General features: G+C 35.7%; 13 protein-coding genes and 1 riboswitch. Of the genes, 12 read left to right on the top strand and 1 reads right to left on the bottom strand.

Annotated features, from left to right (window positions below):
* The first annotated feature begins 23 nt into the window (after positions 1 to 23).
* From PXD56_RS17325 to PXD56_RS17280, 9 genes are all read left to right on the top strand, one after another.
* Entirely contained in the window at positions 24 to 2,702 is a 2,679-nt protein-coding gene (locus PXD56_RS17325) for a TonB-dependent receptor (RefSeq protein WP_276494591.1), read from the top strand.
* Positions 2,703 to 2,961: 259 nt separating this feature from the next.
* Positions 2,962 to 4,218, top strand: coding sequence for a methionine adenosyltransferase (metK, locus tag PXD56_RS17320; RefSeq protein WP_276494590.1), 1,257 nt, complete (start codon positions 2,962 to 2,964; stop codon positions 4,216 to 4,218).
* A gap of 348 nt (positions 4,219 to 4,566) precedes the next feature.
* Entirely contained in the window at positions 4,567 to 4,764 is a 198-nt protein-coding gene (locus PXD56_RS17315) for a hypothetical protein (protein WP_276494589.1), read from the top strand.
* A 437-nt stretch (positions 4,765 to 5,201) separates the two neighbouring features.
* Positions 5,202 to 7,097 carry a CocE/NonD family hydrolase gene (locus tag PXD56_RS17310; RefSeq protein WP_276494640.1) on the top strand — a complete coding sequence of 632 codons (1,896 nt, stop codon included), beginning with the start codon at positions 5,202 to 5,204 and terminating at the stop codon, positions 7,095 to 7,097.
* A 42-nt stretch (positions 7,098 to 7,139) separates the two neighbouring features.
* Positions 7,140 to 7,799 (top strand): hypothetical protein, encoded by a 660-nt coding sequence (locus tag PXD56_RS17305; RefSeq protein WP_276494588.1) that lies wholly within the window; start codon positions 7,140 to 7,142, stop codon positions 7,797 to 7,799.
* A gap of 667 nt (positions 7,800 to 8,466) precedes the next feature.
* A riboswitch (SAM riboswitch) is annotated at positions 8,467 to 8,570 on the top strand.
* 117 nt (positions 8,571 to 8,687) lie between these two features.
* A complete protein-coding gene (locus tag PXD56_RS17295) occupies positions 8,688 to 9,962 on the top strand; it encodes an O-acetylhomoserine aminocarboxypropyltransferase/cysteine synthase family protein (RefSeq protein WP_276494587.1) in 1,275 nt (424 codons plus the stop codon).
* 146 nt (positions 9,963 to 10,108) lie between these two features.
* The gene (thrA, locus tag PXD56_RS17290) at positions 10,109 to 13,495 is read left to right on the top strand and encodes a bifunctional aspartate kinase/homoserine dehydrogenase I (RefSeq protein WP_276494586.1); all 3,387 of its coding nucleotides are present in this window, start codon (positions 10,109 to 10,111) and stop codon (positions 13,493 to 13,495) included.
* A 154-nt stretch (positions 13,496 to 13,649) separates the two neighbouring features.
* Positions 13,650 to 13,961 (top strand): GIY-YIG nuclease family protein, encoded by a 312-nt coding sequence (locus tag PXD56_RS17285; protein WP_276494585.1) that lies wholly within the window; start codon positions 13,650 to 13,652, stop codon positions 13,959 to 13,961.
* A gap of 123 nt (positions 13,962 to 14,084) precedes the next feature.
* A complete protein-coding gene (locus tag PXD56_RS17280) occupies positions 14,085 to 15,257 on the top strand; it encodes a trans-sulfuration enzyme family protein (protein WP_276494584.1) in 1,173 nt (390 codons plus the stop codon).
* 68 nt (positions 15,258 to 15,325) lie between these two features.
* On the opposite strand, the gene PXD56_RS17275 is transcribed toward PXD56_RS17280, so the two are convergent.
* On the bottom strand, positions 15,326 to 15,853 hold the full coding sequence (locus PXD56_RS17275; protein WP_276494583.1) for a hypothetical protein: 528 nt from the start codon (positions 15,851 to 15,853) through the stop codon (positions 15,326 to 15,328).
* An 89-nt stretch (positions 15,854 to 15,942) separates the two neighbouring features.
* Here PXD56_RS17275 and PXD56_RS17270 point away from each other — a divergent pair, with 89 nt between their 5' ends.
* The 3 genes from PXD56_RS17270 (at position 15,943) to PXD56_RS17260 (ending at position 17,454) form a co-directional block, all read left to right on the top strand.
* A complete protein-coding gene (locus PXD56_RS17270) occupies positions 15,943 to 16,353 on the top strand; it encodes an RrF2 family transcriptional regulator (protein ID WP_276494582.1) in 411 nt (136 codons plus the stop codon).
* Positions 16,354 to 16,552: 199 nt separating this feature from the next.
* The gene (locus tag PXD56_RS17265) at positions 16,553 to 16,816 is read left to right on the top strand and encodes a DUF2061 domain-containing protein (protein ID WP_276494581.1); all 264 of its coding nucleotides are present in this window, start codon (positions 16,553 to 16,555) and stop codon (positions 16,814 to 16,816) included.
* Between the two features lie 14 nt (positions 16,817 to 16,830).
* On the top strand, positions 16,831 to 17,454 hold the full coding sequence (locus tag PXD56_RS17260) for a phosphoadenosine phosphosulfate reductase domain-containing protein (protein ID WP_276494580.1): 624 nt from the start codon (positions 16,831 to 16,833) through the stop codon (positions 17,452 to 17,454).
* Positions 17,455 to 17,498 lie beyond the last annotated feature (44 nt).

Genomic DNA, 17,498 nt, shown 5'->3' with positions numbered 1-17,498 from the left:
TCATTCTTTTTTACACCTATCATATGAAAAATAAAGTGCTTTTAACACTATTGTTAGTGGTGGCAACATTTGCATCGGCTCAAGAAATATCCTTGTCAGGAACGGTTAAAGACAGTTTGGGCATTGGAGTTAATATGGCAAACGTAATTGCTATAAATACGGCTACACAAGGGCTGGAATCTTACGGAATTACCAACCATGCGGGACTTTTTAAATTGAAATTGAAAACTGGGGAGCAGTACACGGTAAAAGTGAGTTACTTAGGTTTTAAACCGGAATCTTTCACCTTTACTGCCGGTGAGCAAGATGCTGTAAAAGATATTGTAATGCAAGAGCAAGCGGCACAATTAGATGAGGTAGATGTTACCTATGAAATGCCGGTTTCGGTAAAAGGAGATACTATAGTGTATGATACCGATTCTTTTGTGTCCGGTACGGAAAAAAAGTTGAAAGACGTTCTTGAAAACCTTCCGGGAATTGAAATTAACGATGACGGTCAAATAGAGGTAGAGGGTAAGACCGTGAGCAAGGTCATGGTAGAAGGTAAAGATTTTTTTGATGGTGATACTAAATTGGCTGTAGAGAACATTCCGGCAAATGCGTTAGGTAAAGTTGAGGTATTACGCAATTTTAACGAGATCTCTCAGATGAAAGGGTTAACCAATGATGATGACAATGTTGCATTAAACATTAAACTTAAAGAAGGAAAAAAGAACTTTTGGTTTGGAGAAATAACGGCAGGTTATGGACCTGATGATAGGTATTTGGCACACCCTAAATTATTTTATTATAGTCCTAAATACAGTATTAATATCATCACCGATTTAAATAATATTGGTGAAGTGCCATTTACCCGAAGCGATTATAGAAATTTCACTGGTGGTTTTAGGGATTTGAATTCTAGAGGTGGTAGTTCTATCTCTACGGGCGCAGATGGTTTAGGTCTTTCTTCCGCGCAGAATAATAGGGCTAACGATATTGATACAAAATTTGCAGCAGCGAATTTCAGTTATGCACCAACCGAAGGTTTAGATTTAAGCGGATTTGGTATTTATTCTTATACGGGTACGCTCATGAAATCTGAAGGAACTACATCATATATAGCCAGTAATGATATAGAGAGCACGACCACGAATACAGATCAGACCATACATTTAGGTTTGGCAAAATTAAGTGCGAAATACAAACCAAATGAAAATTTTCAGCTGGATTATGATGCACTTTTAAAACAATCGGATGATAAGGAGGAAGTTAATGTACTTTCCATTTCTTCCATTACCGATGAAATTGATGAGGTGAAAAAGCAGAAACCTTTATCGGTAAACCAGAATTTAAATATCTACTACACGTTAAACGAAAAGAACATATTTGCGGTAGAGGCACAATATTTATACGCTGATGAAGATCCTTTTTATGAGGCAATACGAAACGAATTTGCCTTTGTAGATATTTTTCCTGTAGATGAAAATCAAGATTTATACAATATAAATCAGGCTAAAACAGTAGTAACGAATAAGGTCGATGCTAAAGTGGATTATTACAGGGTGTTGGGTAGCAAAAGCAATATCAATTTAACCTTGGGAACAACCCAAAGTAATCAAAATTTCAACTCTAACATTTTTCAAATTTTAGATGATGATGCTATATTAAATATGAACGGAGATGAATTTGGAAATGAAGTAGCCTTCCATGTGTCAGATGTTTATGCAGGTTTACATTACAAAGTCATTTCAGGGATATTCACTTTTAACCCAGGTGTAACCTTGCATCAGTTCAATGTAAAGAATGAGCAGTTGGGTACAGTGGTAGAAGATAATTTAACGTCGTTGTTGCCAGACTTATATATTAACGCACAACTAAAAAAATCTGAAAACCTTCGATTTAATTATCGGGTAACACGGTCCTATACAGATGTCAGTAATTTTGCTCAAGGTTATGTGCTTAATAATTACAATTCGTTGTATAGCGGTAATCGCGATTTAGAAAGTGCGTTGAACCATAATGTGTCGCTTAATTTCTTTAGTTTTAATATGTTCAATTTCACCAATATTTTTGCCAACGTTGCGTATACAAAGAGAATAGATGCGTTAAAAAGTGGGGTTGACATAATAGGTATTAATAGGGTGAGTAGTACCATCAATTCTAATTTTGATGATGAGTCTTTAACGGCCAGCGGAAAGTACGAACGTACTTTCGGTAAAATAAAAGCATCTGTACAAGGTAACCTAGGGTGGTCAACTACAAATAACCTTGTTGATGACGAGCAGCGTACATCAAATTCATTGACACAAAATTATACGGGCGCTTTATCTACGAATTTTAAAAATGCTCCAAATTTAGAATTGGGATACAGATATACTGTGAACAATTATGAAAATGGCGATTTAGAAACAACATTCTTTACTAGCAGGCCTTATGCCCGTTTTGATGCCAGCTTTCTAAAAAACTTCATTTTTACTGTAGATTATGATTATTTCAATTATACTGATGAAGCAGATACGATATCCAATACCTATAGTTTTTTAGAGTCTAACTTATCTTATCAAAAAAAGGATAGCCGTTGGGAGTATGGAATAAAAGGAACTAACCTGTTAAACACTACTACACTAAATCGTGATAGTACAAATGAACTTTACTTTAGTACTCAAGCCTATTTTGTACAACCGCGATATGTATTACTTTCTGTAAAGTATGATCTGTAATATGGCTGTTTTTGAGCTGTAATTATGAAATCTTTTATTTGAGTTAATAAATAACATCATATTAAGATATTGAACAGAACATTTTTTCTATTTTTGCATCTGAATTAAAAAAAAGAGGAGGGATTTGACTGATTGCAACCTCTGTTTTAACCTTAGGGTATAAAGCAAAAAAAATGCTAAAGCAGTTGATGCTGATATCGTATCGCATCACACTTCTTTTCGGCATTCGTTCAAATCCTTTTAGAATAAAAAGATTGTTATGCCATATTTATTTACATCAGAATCTGTTAGTGAAGGACATCCGGATAAAGTTGCGGACCAAATCAGTGACGCATTATTAGATAATTTTCTTGCCTTTGACCCAGAGAGTAAGGTTGCCTGTGAAACTTTGGTGACTACTGGTCAAGTTGTATTGGCAGGTGAAGTAAAGAGCGGTACCTATTTAGATGTACAGAACATTGCCCGTGAAGTCATTAATAAAATAGGGTATACAAAAGGAGAATATCAGTTTAGTGGAGATTCTTGCGGGGTGATATCATTAATACACGAGCAGTCTCAAGATATTAGCCAAGGTGTAGACCGTGGTTCAAAAGAAGAACAAGGAGCAGGTGACCAAGGTATGATGTTTGGTTACGCAACTAGCGAGACCGAGAATTATATGCCATTAGCTTTGGATATTTCGCATAAAATTCTGCACACGTTGGCAGAACTACGTCGTGCGGGAAAAGAAATTGCATACTTAAGACCAGATGCAAAGGCGCAGGTTACTATAGAATATTCAGATGCCAATGAGCCAATTCGTATAGATACTATTGTAGTCTCTACACAACACGATGCTTTTGATGCAGATGATGAAAAAATGTTGGCTAAGATAAAGTCGGACATTATTTCAATATTAATTCCAAAAGTAAAAGAGCAACTTCCGGTAGCAACTCAGAAGTTATTTGATAATCAGATCAAATATCATATTAATCCAACAGGTAAGTTTGTAATTGGTGGTCCTCATGGAGATACCGGTTTAACGGGTCGTAAGATTATTGTTGATACTTATGGTGGTAAAGGAGCCCACGGTGGTGGTGCCTTTAGTGGTAAGGACCCAAGTAAAGTAGATCGTAGTGCGGCATATGCGGCACGTCATGCAGCTAAGAATTTAGTGGCTGCAGGTGTAGCAACAGAGATTTTAGTACAAGTAAGTTATGCTATAGGTGTGGTAGAACCTACATCTATTTTTGTAGATACCTACGGTACATCTAAAGTTGGGTTGAGCGATGGTGACATTGCAAAGAAAGTAGCAGAGTTGTTTGATATGAGACCTTTTGCTATTGAAGATAGATTGAAGTTAAGAAACCCAATTTACTTGGAAACCGCAGCTTATGGTCATATGGGTAAACAACCCACTATGGTTACCAAGGTTTTTGAATCGCCTTATAACGGTCGTATCGAAAAAGAGGTAGAATTGTTTACTTGGGAAAAATTAGATAAAGTAGCAGAGATAAAATCAGTGTTTGGTCTTTAGAATTATAATACTGTTCTGTAAATAAATAAGAAGCTCCTTTTAAGGAGCTTTTTTTATATACTGATTTTACCTCACAAGCCAATTAACATACCTTCACAACAACTTAATATGGTTTGACCACAAATTATATTTTGTAGGAAAAGGATTACATATATTTGAAATGTAATAATTAGAGAATCCCAAATCTCGCCACCTACAGAAGATGAAATATATAGTTGTAGTACAAACAAAAAATGCACAGCGTCAAGTACAGGTTGAAGTCCCAAATATCAACTTGTTTTTAACACTGTTCAGAAGTGTAACATCTTTGAAAAACATATTAAAGTAATAACTTAACCTGCGAATGCCATGTCAAAACCCCACAGAATTATCCTAGCCATTTTGGTTTGTGTAGCCCTGCAATCTTGTTCAAAAGATACAGACCTTATTTCTGAATTTGTGGTTCTTGATGCATCAAAAAAAGAGTACCGTGCCGTAAAAATCAGTGCGGACTTTGATTTGGAAAAATCTGAAAAAACAGTTGCATTAATTCCTTTTTCTGATTAAATTCCATCCCGCTAAACACTAACCATATGAAAAAACAATTACTCCAAGAAACTACTGTTCAAGAATATAAAGGTGATTTTTTTACCGGCATACTTATGCTTGTAAGAAAATTGTTCATGATATAAACTTGTTCACAATTGCTTCATAAATGCTGGCTTTTGATAGCATTTATGAAGTATTTTTCTTTTTTACACCACACCGTTTATTTGAATATTATTGAGCCTGCTTATTAATTTCTAATGCAGATTACTGAACCGTGATGTAATTTGGTACACTTCTGTCAGGGTATTTAAGTAAGACCACATTTTCTTGCGTCTACCTTTATATAAACCTTCAAAAATCGAGTAAACTTTCTTAGCTTTAAGAATTCAAATTCTTAAGACATGCCAAAGATTACCATTAAACATTTTTTTACCTTTATTTTACTAGCTACAGTAATGGTTTCTTGTAGAAAAACAGCACCTAAAGTAGCAAAGGCTGAACCAGAAGTTTCTGAAACCTATGTTCAAGATAACTACACGAAAAAAGAAGTAGATATCACCATGAGAGATGGTATTAAACTTCATGCCACCATTTATTCTCCTAAAGATACTTCAAAAGAATACCCAATTATTATGCAACGAACTCCATATAGTTCACAACCATACGGAGAAGGAGAATTCAAGTCGAAAATTGGTCCAAATATTCACATGATGCAAGATGGCTACATTGTGGTCTACCAAGATGTTCGTGGTCGTTGGTTAAGTGAAGGCCATTATGAAAACATGCGTGCTTTTAAGCCGAATAAAGAATCTGAGAAAGATATTGATGAAAGTTCAGATACTTATGATACCATTGATTGGTTGGTAAACAATGTTGAAAATAACAATGGTAATGTTGGTATATGGGGAATTTCGTATCCCGGATATTATTCCACCTATGCCGTTGTAGATGCACACCCAGCGTTAAAAGCAGCATCACCACAAGCAAGTATAGCCGATTTCTTTTTTGACGATTTCCACCATAATGGAGCATATTTGCTAAGTTATTTTAGAGCAACGTCGTTATTCGGAACTCCAAGACCAGATGGTGATAAACCTATAGATACGGCGTGGTATACACTACCAGATTTGCCTACTGAAGATCAATATCAGTTTTTCTTGGATGAAGGACCTCTAAAGAATTTAGATCGTTTCTTTGAATATGAAACTACAGATACGCCACGTATGGCAAAAGAAGGTGTTACTGATGATTATTTTTGGAATGAACTTAAAGAACACCCAAATTATGATGAAATGTGGCAGAGTAAGGGCTTGATTCAGCATTTGAAAAATGTAAAGTCTAGCGTGGCAACAATGGTCGTTGCAGGAGAGTTTGATGCCGAAGATTTATACGGACCATTAGAAACCTATAAGAATATAGAAAAGTACAATGCCGACAATTACAATACCTTAGTTTTTGGACCATGGGATCATGGTGCTTGGGCGCGTAGAAAAGGTCAGAATATTGTAGGTAACTATTATTTTGGTGACGGAATATCGGAATTTTTTCAAGAGAATATAGAGACCAAGTTCTTTGAACATTTCTTAAAAGGAAACGGAGATAAAAATAGTGGACTTCCGGAAGCCTATGTTTTTGATACTGGCCGTAAAGATTGGAAGACTTATGATACATGGCCACCAGCAGGCGTAGTCAAAAAAGACATGTACTTATCTGTAGATCAAGAATTGACTTTTGAGCCAAAAGAAGTGGAAAAAGTAAAGTTCATTAGCGATATTAAAAAACCGGTTCCGTATTCAGAAGATATTAAAACGGTGTTTACACCAAGAAAATACATGACAGACGACCAACGTTTTGCGGCACGTCGTGGTGATGTATTGGTTTTTGAAACTGAGGTGATGGAAAATGATATGACCTTGGCGGGTGATATTTTGGCAAAGCTAAAAGTAGCCACTACAGGAACTGCGGCAGATTGGATTGTTAAAATAATCGATGTACACCCAGCTAATGAACCAGCCTATGAAGGCATGCAAGACCATTTGAAAATGAGCAATTATCATTTAATGGTACGTAGCGAGGTGTTAAGAGGTCGCTTTAGAAATAGTTTTGCCAACCCAGAACCATTTGTAGCGAACCAAAAGACAGATGTTACAATTAAGTTGCAAGATGTGTTCCATACCATTAAAAAAGGTCATAAGCTGCAAGTACAAGTACAGAGCACATGGTTTCCGTTAATAGATTTGAATCCACAGACGTATGTAGATAACATCTTTAAAGCAGATGAGTCTGATTTTAAAACTCAAACACACACGGTATTTACAGATTCTAGTATTGAGTTTTCAGTGTTGGAGTAGTTGTACACTTATTTATAATTAAAATATAATTTTATATTCAGTTTGGAGAATTTAGAAGAGGTAATTAAAAAATTTATTGCAGAAAAGGTTAATTCTAAGTTGGATTTTGATCCACGTGAAGTAGCAAAAATAAAACCATTTTTTGAAGATGAATTAACTATACTAGATAACTTAAAAGAGGTTCGTACTGAAATATGCTATTGTATTTTCTTTGGTTTGCATCAGGCGGCAATTACCTTGACTAACCATTTATTAGAGGATACTTTGAAAACTGGCTTACTATATTCTGAATATGGAGTTAAACTATTAGATGATTTAAATGAAATGGATACATTTTATAAAGAAGGACTCGATAAATACAGTAGTTTGGATTTAAGTGGTACTATCAATAGGTCTTGCAGTAAAGGTTTAATAACAAAACCGGAAAAGAAAATTTTACACGAATTTAGAGAACGTTTAAGAAACGGTTTTTCACATTCAGATTCTAGAAAAATTTTCAAGGATATAAAAGTGCCATTTTATATGGGGAGTTTTGGAAATATCAATAAGGAACCTCTTAATTTTAAAGAGTGTAGTATTTCAGATATTCCACAATTTCAAGGACTTGCAAAATCTGAATTGGCTAAAAATCATTCATTTGATTATTTTAATTGCGTTTATGGGATTTTGAAAAGAATTGAGAATAAATTAAATAGATATTAAAGACTAATTCAAATTAACCTTGACATATAAATCAAAACGTTACTACATATCTAATTTTATTTCCACCAAACAACAACCAAAATGAATAAACTAATCTTAGTCATAGTAGGTTTGTTTTTCCTGTTGCCAATTAGTGGCGAAGCACAAAAAAGTAGTAATAAAAAGCCGAATATCATTTTCATCATGTCGATGATCATGCCTACCAAGCTATTAGCGCGTATGATGATAAGTTACTGCAAACACCTAATATTGATTGCTTGGCAAAAGAGGGTATGTTGTTTAAAAATGCTAGCGTTACCAACTCTATTTAACATAATTTTTCTTCCCGAAAAAGGTCGTAAAAATCACTCGAAGTGTCATCCGTACTTAGTTTTGTAAAGTTTTTAAAATTCAAATAACCATATTGTCAGTTCGAGTGCTTTCCACCTCATTTTCATGAGGTAGAAAGTGTATCGAGAACAGGTTTGGAACACGTGTGCTTCTTTTTTTACTTTAAAAAACAGATCTATATTGACATTCTAGAATATTTTGAACCACGCATGTTTTAATTTTAAAGACCCACAGAAAAATAACAACACAACCTAGAATTATATTTTTTTCTTAAAATCTTAGGTTATTACAAACTTCTGGCTAATATTTGTACCTCAAAGTTCAAACACGTATTGAATAGTTATCAAGAAAGGTGGAGGGATTAGACCCTTTGAAACCTTAGCAACCCTTTGTTCTATACAAAGAAGGTGCTACATTCTACCCTTAGGGGATGGATAACAGTAATCGAATTTTCTTCGATATTACTTTCTTATAACTTTTTGATTTTACCTACCCGCATAGTATGCTGGTCAAGGTTTGGCTTTTAATTATTTAAACAATTTTTAAAACAACAAAATCATGAGTAATCACAAATTAGCAACAAACGCATTACACGCAGGTCACGACACAACTACTAACGGTGGTACTAGAGCAGTGCCTATTTATCAGACATCATCGTATGTATTTAATGATACGGATCATGCGGCAAATTTATTTTCACTAGGTGAATTAGGTTTCATTTATACAAGATTGAATAATCCTACCAATCAAATTTTACAGGACAGATTAGCTGCAGTAGAAGGCGGGGTAGGAGCAGTAGTTTTTGCTTCAGGAACAGCGGCGATCTCAACAGGTTTATTGACCTTATTAAAAGCGGGCGATCACATTGTGGCGTCAAGTAGTTTGTATGGTGGTACGTTTAATTTATTGAATGTAACCTTACCAAGATTGGGTATTACAACAACTTTTGTAGATGCTTCAGATCCTGAAAATTTTGGAAAAGCGGTACAAGATAACACTAGGGCATTCTTTGTAGAATCATTAGGGAACCCAAAGTTAGATGTATTGGACTTGAAAGGAATCTCAAAAGAATCTAAAGCGGCAGGTGTTCCATTTATAGTAGATAATACAGTGGCTACGCCATCTTTATTAAACCCTATAGAGCACGGAGCAAACTTGGTTATTCATTCATTAACAAAATATATTGGAGGGCAAGGAACATCATTAGGTGGTGCCATTATTGATGCAGGTACGTTTGACTGGACCAACGGAAAATTCCCTGAGTTTACAGAACCATCTGCAGGTTACCACGGTTTGGTGTATAGCGAAGCATTGGGTGCTGCTGCATTTACCTTTAAATTGATATTAGAAGGTTTGCGTGATTTTGGTGGAGCATTGAGTCCGTTTAACGCATTCCAGATTATTCAAGGTTTGGAAACCTTGCCGGTTCGTATCAAGCAGCACAGTGCAAATGCATTAGAATTGGCTACTTGGTTAGAAGGTAGAAAAGAAGTAGAATGGGTGAATTATCCTGGACTAAAAAGCAATAAGTACAATGAGTTGTCAAAAGAATATTTGCCAAAAGGACAAAGCGGTTTGGTAACTTTTGGTGTTAAAGGTGGGTTTGAAGCTGCCAAGAAAGTAACCGATGCTACTAAGATATTCTCACTGTTGGCTAATATTGGTGATACAAAGTCATTGATCATTCATCCGGCAAGTACAACACACCAGCAATTAACGGCAGAACAGCAAGAAAGCGCCGGTGTAGGTCAAGACTTAATTCGTTTGTCGGTTGGTCTTGAGGATATTGAAGATTTAAAAGCCGATTTAGAACAGGCGTTTGCTAGTCTTTAATTTAGACTGCTGAACAAGTTATAAGCAAAAAAAACAGAACAATCGGTTGCTGAGTAAAGCTCAAGTAACCGATTATTTGAAAATAAAATACTAGTGCTGGTGGCTGAGCGAAGTCGAAGCCAAGCCATAAATTGATTTTGAAATAGATGCTACATCAATTACAGATTAAGAAATATAAGACCTTAAGCGGTGCTTCTCAAGACATACAATTATCTTATCAGGTATTTGGTAAAGAGCTGCACACAGCGCCTATAATTTTGGTAAATCATGCCCTCACCGGTAATTCTAATGTTACAGGTGAAGATGGTTGGTGGTCTGCACTTATAGGTGATGAGAAATGTATAGATACCCAAAAGTATACCATTTTGGCGTTCAATATTCCCGGTAACGGTCATGATAAGTTTGTGATTGAAAACTATAAGGATTTTGTGGCGGGTGATGTAGCAAGAATGTTTTTGTTAGGTCTGCAGCAGTTGAAAGTACACCGTTTGTTTGCTTTGATTGGTGGGTCATTAGGTGGTGGTATAGCTTGGGAAATGGCGGCATTGCAGCCAGAACTGACAGAGCATTTAATACCTGTAGCATCAGATTGGAAATCTACCGACTGGTTAATTGCCAATTGTCAGATTCAAGAGCAATTTCTGGTGAATTCTAAGCAGCCTGTACATGATGCTCGTATGCATGCAATGTTGTGTTATAGAACACCGGCTTCTTTTAAAGAGCGATTCAAAAGAAGTACGAACGAAGAGCTAAAGGTTTTTAATGTAGAGAGCTGGTTAATGCATCATGGTGATAAGCTGCAAGAGCGTTTTCAATTATCGGCTTACAAGTTGATGAATCAGTTATTGAAGACAATTGATGTTACAAGAGGTGGAGATGAAAATTTCATTAAGCTGCAAAATAGTGATACCAACATACATATCATTGGTGTTGATTCTGACATGTTCTTTACCGCACAAGAAAATAAAGATACATTTAAGCAATTGGCGCAGGCAAAGAGCAACGTAACCTATGGCGAAGTACAATCTTTACATGGGCATGATGCCTTTTTAATCGAGTTTGACCAAATGGAAAAATTGCTAGGTGGTATATTCAATACCAACGGCAACATTAAGAAAATTAAAATCTTGAAGTTCGGTGGTAAGTCCTTAAGTAATGGAGAAGGACTAGAGCGCGTTTTAGATATTGTTGCCAATAAGGTGAAGAATGACGAGAACATTGCCATTGTTTTATCCGCTAGGGAAAAGGCAACAGATCAGTTAGAAGAGATGTTGGAGAAAGCAGCGAAGGGCAAAGATTATATAGCTGATTTTGAGGCGTTAGAAAAATACCAGAAGCATACCTATAAGAACATCAGCTTATCTGCAGAGTTTAAAGGCTTGGCAAAGTTATATGAAGGTGTTTCATTATTGGGAGATTACAGTGCAAAAATCAAAGATGAGGTACTTGCTTACGGCGAGTTGATTTCAGCGAAATTGGTTACGAAATTATTGATAGGTAAAGGCATCAAAGCAAAATTGGTAGACACGCGCGATGTTATTAAAACCGACAATACATTTGGTGATGCCAAAGTGTTAGAAGCAGAATCAAAAGAACAGGTATTGTTGAAATTTGCTGAAATTCCTAAAGATACCGTAGCAGTTGTAACCGGTTTTATTTCATCAACTTTAGATGGGGAAACTACTACCTTAGGAAGAAACGGTAGTAATTATTCCGCAGCTTTATTAGCTAATTTTTTAGACGCGGAAGAATTACAGAACTACACGCATGTTGACGGAATTTACACGGCAAATCCTGATTATGTGCCAGAAGCTAAAAAGCTTGAAAATCTGTCATATGAAGAAGCCAATGAGCTAGCAAATTTTGGAGCTACCATATTGCACGCTAAAACGATAATTCCCCTTATAGAAAAGAACATTCCGTTGCGTATTTTAAATACGTATAACGATGATAATGAAGGAACCTTGATCAGTGCAAAATCTAGCAAAGAAGGTATTAAATCGCTTTCAGTGATAGAAGATGTTGCTATGATCAATATTGAAGGTCGTGGTTTGTTAGGTAAGGTAGGTGTAGATGCTAGAATATTTAAGGCGTTACAGTCAAGTAATATTAGTGTTAGTATTATTTCTCAGGGTTCTTCTGAGAGAGGTATCGGTCTTGTAGTAAAGAAAGATAAGGCAAAAAGGGCAAAATTGGCATTGGAGAATGAATTCAGTAATGATTTTGAATCTAAAGATGTGAATATGATTACGGTGATAGATGATGTTTCTATCATATCTATTGTAGGTCAAGATTTAAGTACCTTCCATAATCCATTTAATGCATTGATTAAAAACCAGATCGTGCCTTTGTTATTCAATAACACGGTGTCAGGTAATAATGTAAGTTTGGTGGTTAAAAAGTCCGACTTACATAAGGCTGTAAACGTTATGCACGGTCAAGTATTTGGCATCAGTAAAAGGATAAACATTCTTGTCTTTGGACATGGTAATGTAGGAGGTACGTTAATCGATCAAATTCTCAAGTCTGCCAAAACTATTAAGGATCGTAAAAAACTAGATTTACGTGTATTTGGAATCGCCAATTCTAGAAAGATTTTATTGAATGAGAAAGGAATTACCAAAAACTGGAAAACGAATCTAAAACAAAAAGGAAAACCATATAAAGTTGATGAAGTATTTGACTTTGCAAAACGTCATCATTTAGAAAACTTAATAGTTATAGACAATACGGCAAGTAAAGATTTTGTAGCTAATTATTTTGAATTTGTAGAACGCGGATTTGATATTGTGTCATCGAACAAAATTGCCAATACCTTACGATACGATTTTTATCAATTGCTACGCGAAGAGTTACAGAAAAATCAGAAGCAGTATTTGTATGAGACCAATGTTGGTGCAGGGTTACCTTTGATAGATACGATTAAGTTATTGCATTTGTCCGGTGAGAATATTACCAGAATAAAAGGAGTATTCTCAGGATCATTGAGTTATATATTCAATACCTTTTCAGAATCAGATGTGCCATTTTCATCTATTTTAAAAGATGCTATGGAACAAGGTTTTACTGAGCCAGATCCTCGTGAAGATTTATCAGGGAATGATGTCGGTAGAAAGTTGTTGATTTTGGCAAGAGAGTTGGATTTGCATAATGAGTTTGCAGATATAAATATTGATAATCTTATCCCACAGAAATTACAGGATGGAGAGGTTGCATTGTTCTTAGAAAATTTAGATGTATTGGATGCCAAATTCGATAAAATAAAAAAGAATCAGAAACCAAATCACGTATTGCGTTATGTTGGCGATTTGCATGGTAACTTGCAAAAAGAAAGGGGAGAACTAGACGTACAACTGATTTCAGTACCTAAAGAAAGTGCTTTAGGGCAAGTAAAAGGTTCAGATTCCATCATAGAAATATACACGGAGTCTTATGGAGAAAATCCGTTAGTAATACAAGGCGCAGGCGCAGGAGCGGCAGTTACCGCCAGAGGCGTATTTGGAGATATATTAAGGATTGCGGAGAAAGGATGACTTCGGCTCCGCTCAGTCACCGCCTAAAAACATAAAATTAGATTAATTGCTGGTAGCTGAGCGAAGTCGAAACCAAATAAGATAGATAAAAGTAAGAAAGTTTAATGTTGGTGGCTGAGCGTAGCCGAAGCCGAAGCCGATAAATGATAATCGTATGTCAGGATTCATGTATATTTTAAAATGTTCAGACGGAAGTTATTATACGGGTAGTACAAAAGACCTAGATAAGAGAATAGCAGAGCATCATGAAGGTAAAGGTGCCAATCATACAAGGAAAAGATTACCTGTGAAGTTGGTTTATGTAGAAGAGTATTTAGGTGTTGATTCGGCATTTTATAGAGAGAAGCAAATACAAGGTTGGAGAAGGGAAAAGAAACAAGCTTTAATAAATGGTGAATTAGAGAAGTTGCCTAGTTTAGCGGAATGTATAAACGATACACACTATAGATATTTTAAAGAAAAGTGAAATGTGGTGGCTGAGCGTAGCCGAAATAAGGTGGCTGAGCGTAGCCGAAGCCAAAAAGGTTGATTAGTAGAAAGTATATTGAAATTAGGTGGTTGAGCATAGCCGAAGCCGAAAAGAAAAATAATGAGCAAGAACAATAATAAATTTGAAACGAACGCAATACGTACACAGTTAAAACGAAGTGAGAACTTGGAGCATTCCGTTCCTTTGTATTTGACCTCTAGTTTTGTGTTTGAAGATGCAGAAGATATGCGAGCGTCGTTTGCAGAAGAGAAAGAGCGTAATATTTATTCTCGATACTCTAACCCAAATTCATCTGAGTTTATAGATAAGGTTTGCCAAATGGAAGGTGCGGAAAGCGGTTTTGCATTTGCATCTGGTATGGCTGCTGTTTTTTCTACGTTGGCGGCATTGTTAGATAGTGGTGATCATGTATTGTCGGCAAGAAGTATATTTGGTTCTACGCATTCATTGTTTACGAATTTCTTTCCGAAATGGAATATTGACCATACCTATTTTAAGATAGATGAATTGGACAAAATTGAAAGTCTAATTACTCCAAAAACAAAAATAATATATGCGGAAACGCCTACGAATCCTGGTGTAGATGTGTTGGATTTGGAAGAATTGGGAAAGATTGCCAAAAAGAATAATTTGATTTTGGTAATTGATAACTGCTTTGCATCTCCCTATTTACAGCAGCCCATTAAGTTCGGTGCGGATTTGGTTATTCACTCAGGAACAAAATTGATGGATGGTCAAGGTAGGGTATTGGCAGGTATTACGGTAGGTAGTGCAGAATTGATGGATAAAGTTTATCGTTTTTCACGTATAACAGGTCCCGCGTTATCGCCATTTAATGCATGGGTACTTTCCAAAAGTTTAGAGACACTGGCAATACGTGTAGATAGACACTGTGATAATGCTTTAAAATTAGCTGAATTCTTGGAAGCTAATGATAAGGTGAATTGGGTGAAATATCCATTCTTAAAATCGCACCCTAAATATGAGATTGCCAAAAAGCAAATGAAAGCAGGTGGTTGCGTTGTAGCTTTTGAAGTAAAAGGAGGTTTAGAAGCAGGTAGAGAATTTTTCGATTCTATTAAGTTGTTATCTCTTTCTGCCAATTTAGGAGATTCAAGAACCATAGTAACGCACCCGGCATCTACAACACATAGTAAATTGAGTGTTGAAGAACGCGCTGCAGTAGGTATTTCTGACGGTACGGTTCGTATTTCGGTAGGGTTAGAGCATATAGATGATATTATAGCAGATATTGCTCAGGCACTAGGATAATCGTAAAATATTAGAAATAAAAAATGCCCGGTATTAACCGGGCATTTTTAAATAAATATATATTGTGATTATTTACTTAACTTCATATTGTAGGTTGCGCTAACACTAGTTTCGAATCCTAAAAAATCTACGGTTTCATCCAACTCATATCGTAATGACATTCTAGAATCTGATAATTCTGTAATCGTAAAACCAACTTCTTCTTCGCCAGAACCAAAATAAAGAATATTTCCTTCTAGCCTCCATTCGTTATTTTCAAAAAAGTCTTCACCAATTACTTCTTCGGTCGATGTTTCTCCCATTATTGTAGTAGTGGTTACTGTAGTGTAGTTACCTTCACTAGTGACTATGTTAGGGTTTTCTGTAAAAGTAATTACGGTATCAAAATCTTTGCCCACTTCGGTGAAAGTTGTGAGTATGGAGGTGCCGTCAAAATTGGTGTCTGATTGACCATCATTAGATTCAAGTGCGGTAAGGTTCCATGTACCTGTAATTTGAGATTCACTGGCGTTTGAAACGGCATCTTCATCATTAGAACATGATGAGAGCGCTATAGCGTACGTTATAACAACGAATAATAGGTGTATTTTTTTCATAGATGATTTGGGATCATGAGAGTCTACAACGTAAAAATTGCATCTTCAAGTATTTGATACATATTTTTTTATTTGGCTATCTTAGCAACATGCTCTCGAAAAAGACAAAATATGGTTTAAAGGCATTGGCGTATTTAGCGTCGCAGCCTGATAAGAAACCCGTACAAATTTCAGAAATCGCTGAAAAGGAGAATATCTCTCAAAAATTCTTGGAGAGTATACTCCTAAGCTTAAGAAAGACAGGTTTTTTAGGTTCTAAAAAAGGCAAAGGCGGTGGTTATTATTTGTTGAAAACCCCAGAAGAGATTTCCATGACAGATGTTATGAGAGTTTTGGAAGGTCCAATTGCTATGGTACCCTGTGTAAGTCTTAATTTCTATGAAACTTGTGATGATTGTCCTGATGAGAATACTTGCTCTGTTCACAAATTAATGCTTCAAGTTAGGGATAGCGCTTTAGATGTATACCGAAATAATACTTTAAAGGATATCATCTCCTAAATTCTGTTTTTCAATAAATTCTTAATGCGCAGGGCATCAGTTCATTGCGAATTATAAATTTTTCACGCCCATTTGTTAATAATCTACTAAATCTATAGGGTAAATGAAATTTATCTAAAATTAGGGCGACTACATTGGAAAATAATACTATTTTTGAAAACTCTATTAAATTAGTAGGGTAATAAAAATTAAGTAAAAGATGATTGCAGATCAACTTGTATTAAATAAAAAGGAAAACAAAACTACGTATCAAGATGATAAAACATCTGAAAAGCCAATTCGTAGTATTGCCAAAGCTTTCAGTTGGAGAGTGATAGGTACCGTAGATACATTGGTTATATCCTATTTACTTACGGGTAAGTTTTCGGTAGCAGCATCAATTGCCTCTATAGATTTTGTAACAAAAATGATATTGTATTTCTTTCACGAGCGTTTTTGGAATTTAGTAAAGTGGGGTAAATAATAAAGAGAAGGATTATGGCATTGACAGAAGCACAGGTTCAAAAGTTGAACATTCAATTTAAGGGTATACCGCCGGAAGAAATTATTTCTTGGGCAGTAAAGCATGCTACTACTCCCGTAGTAACAACAAACTTTAGACCATATGAAGTGGCTATTTTACATGCGGTATCTGGTGTAAAAAAAGATATTCCAGTAGTTTGGTGCGATACGGGTTACAATACTCCTAAAACGTACAAACATGCAGATGAGGTAATCAATAAATTGAATTTGAACGTAAAATTGTTTGTTCCTAAGCAGACTACTGCGCATAGAGATGCTGTTATGGGTATTCCACAAATTGATGATCCAAGACATGCATTATTTACTGAGCAGGTTAAGTTGGAGCCTTTTAAAAGAGCTATGGCAGAATTTAAGCCAGATGTATGGTTTACGAACCTGAGAAAAGGGCAGACTGCACATCGAGATAGTTTAGATATTTTAAGTCTAAGCAAAGACGGCGTGTTAAAGGTGAGTCCTTTTTACCACTGGAACGATACACAATTAGATGCCTATTTAAGAAAATATAAGCTACCTAACGAGCATAACTACTTTGATCCTACCAAAGTTTTGGAAAACAGGGAGTGTGGACTGCATAGTTAAGCTGAGGTCGTAGAAAAGAATAAGATAATTTATCTAAGAAAATA

The organism is Maribacter zhoushanensis (assembly GCF_029350975.1).
Classification (GTDB): domain Bacteria; phylum Bacteroidota; class Bacteroidia; order Flavobacteriales; family Flavobacteriaceae; genus Maribacter; species Maribacter zhoushanensis.
The sequence above is the reverse complement of the archived record's forward strand: the minus strand, read 5'-3'. Positions and strand labels throughout refer to the sequence as shown.

What these genes read in the sequence shown, in the direction of transcription:
- PXD56_RS17325 (WP_276494591.1), top strand. Translation starts at nt 24, where the DNA reads ATGAAAAATAAAGTGCTTTTAACACTATTGTTAGTGGTGGCAACATTT.
- metK (WP_276494590.1), top strand. Translation starts at nt 2,962, where the DNA reads ATGCCATATTTATTTACATCAGAATCTGTTAGTGAAGGACATCCGGAT.
- PXD56_RS17315 (WP_276494589.1), top strand. Translation starts at nt 4,567, where the DNA reads ATGTCAAAACCCCACAGAATTATCCTAGCCATTTTGGTTTGTGTAGCC.
- PXD56_RS17310 (WP_276494640.1), top strand. Translation starts at nt 5,202, where the DNA reads ATGGTTTCTTGTAGAAAAACAGCACCTAAAGTAGCAAAGGCTGAACCA.
- PXD56_RS17295 (WP_276494587.1), top strand. Translation starts at nt 8,688, where the DNA reads ATGAGTAATCACAAATTAGCAACAAACGCATTACACGCAGGTCACGAC.
- thrA (WP_276494586.1), top strand. Translation starts at nt 10,109, where the DNA reads ATGCTACATCAATTACAGATTAAGAAATATAAGACCTTAAGCGGTGCT.
- PXD56_RS17285 (WP_276494585.1), top strand. Translation starts at nt 13,650, where the DNA reads ATGTCAGGATTCATGTATATTTTAAAATGTTCAGACGGAAGTTATTAT.
- PXD56_RS17280 (WP_276494584.1), top strand. Translation starts at nt 14,085, where the DNA reads ATGAGCAAGAACAATAATAAATTTGAAACGAACGCAATACGTACACAG.
- PXD56_RS17275 (WP_276494583.1), bottom strand. Translation starts at nt 15,853, where the DNA reads ATGAAAAAAATACACCTATTATTCGTTGTTATAACGTACGCTATAGCG.
- PXD56_RS17270 (WP_276494582.1), top strand. Translation starts at nt 15,943, where the DNA reads ATGCTCTCGAAAAAGACAAAATATGGTTTAAAGGCATTGGCGTATTTA.
- PXD56_RS17265 (WP_276494581.1), top strand. Translation starts at nt 16,553, where the DNA reads ATGATTGCAGATCAACTTGTATTAAATAAAAAGGAAAACAAAACTACG.
- PXD56_RS17260 (WP_276494580.1), top strand. Translation starts at nt 16,831, where the DNA reads ATGGCATTGACAGAAGCACAGGTTCAAAAGTTGAACATTCAATTTAAG.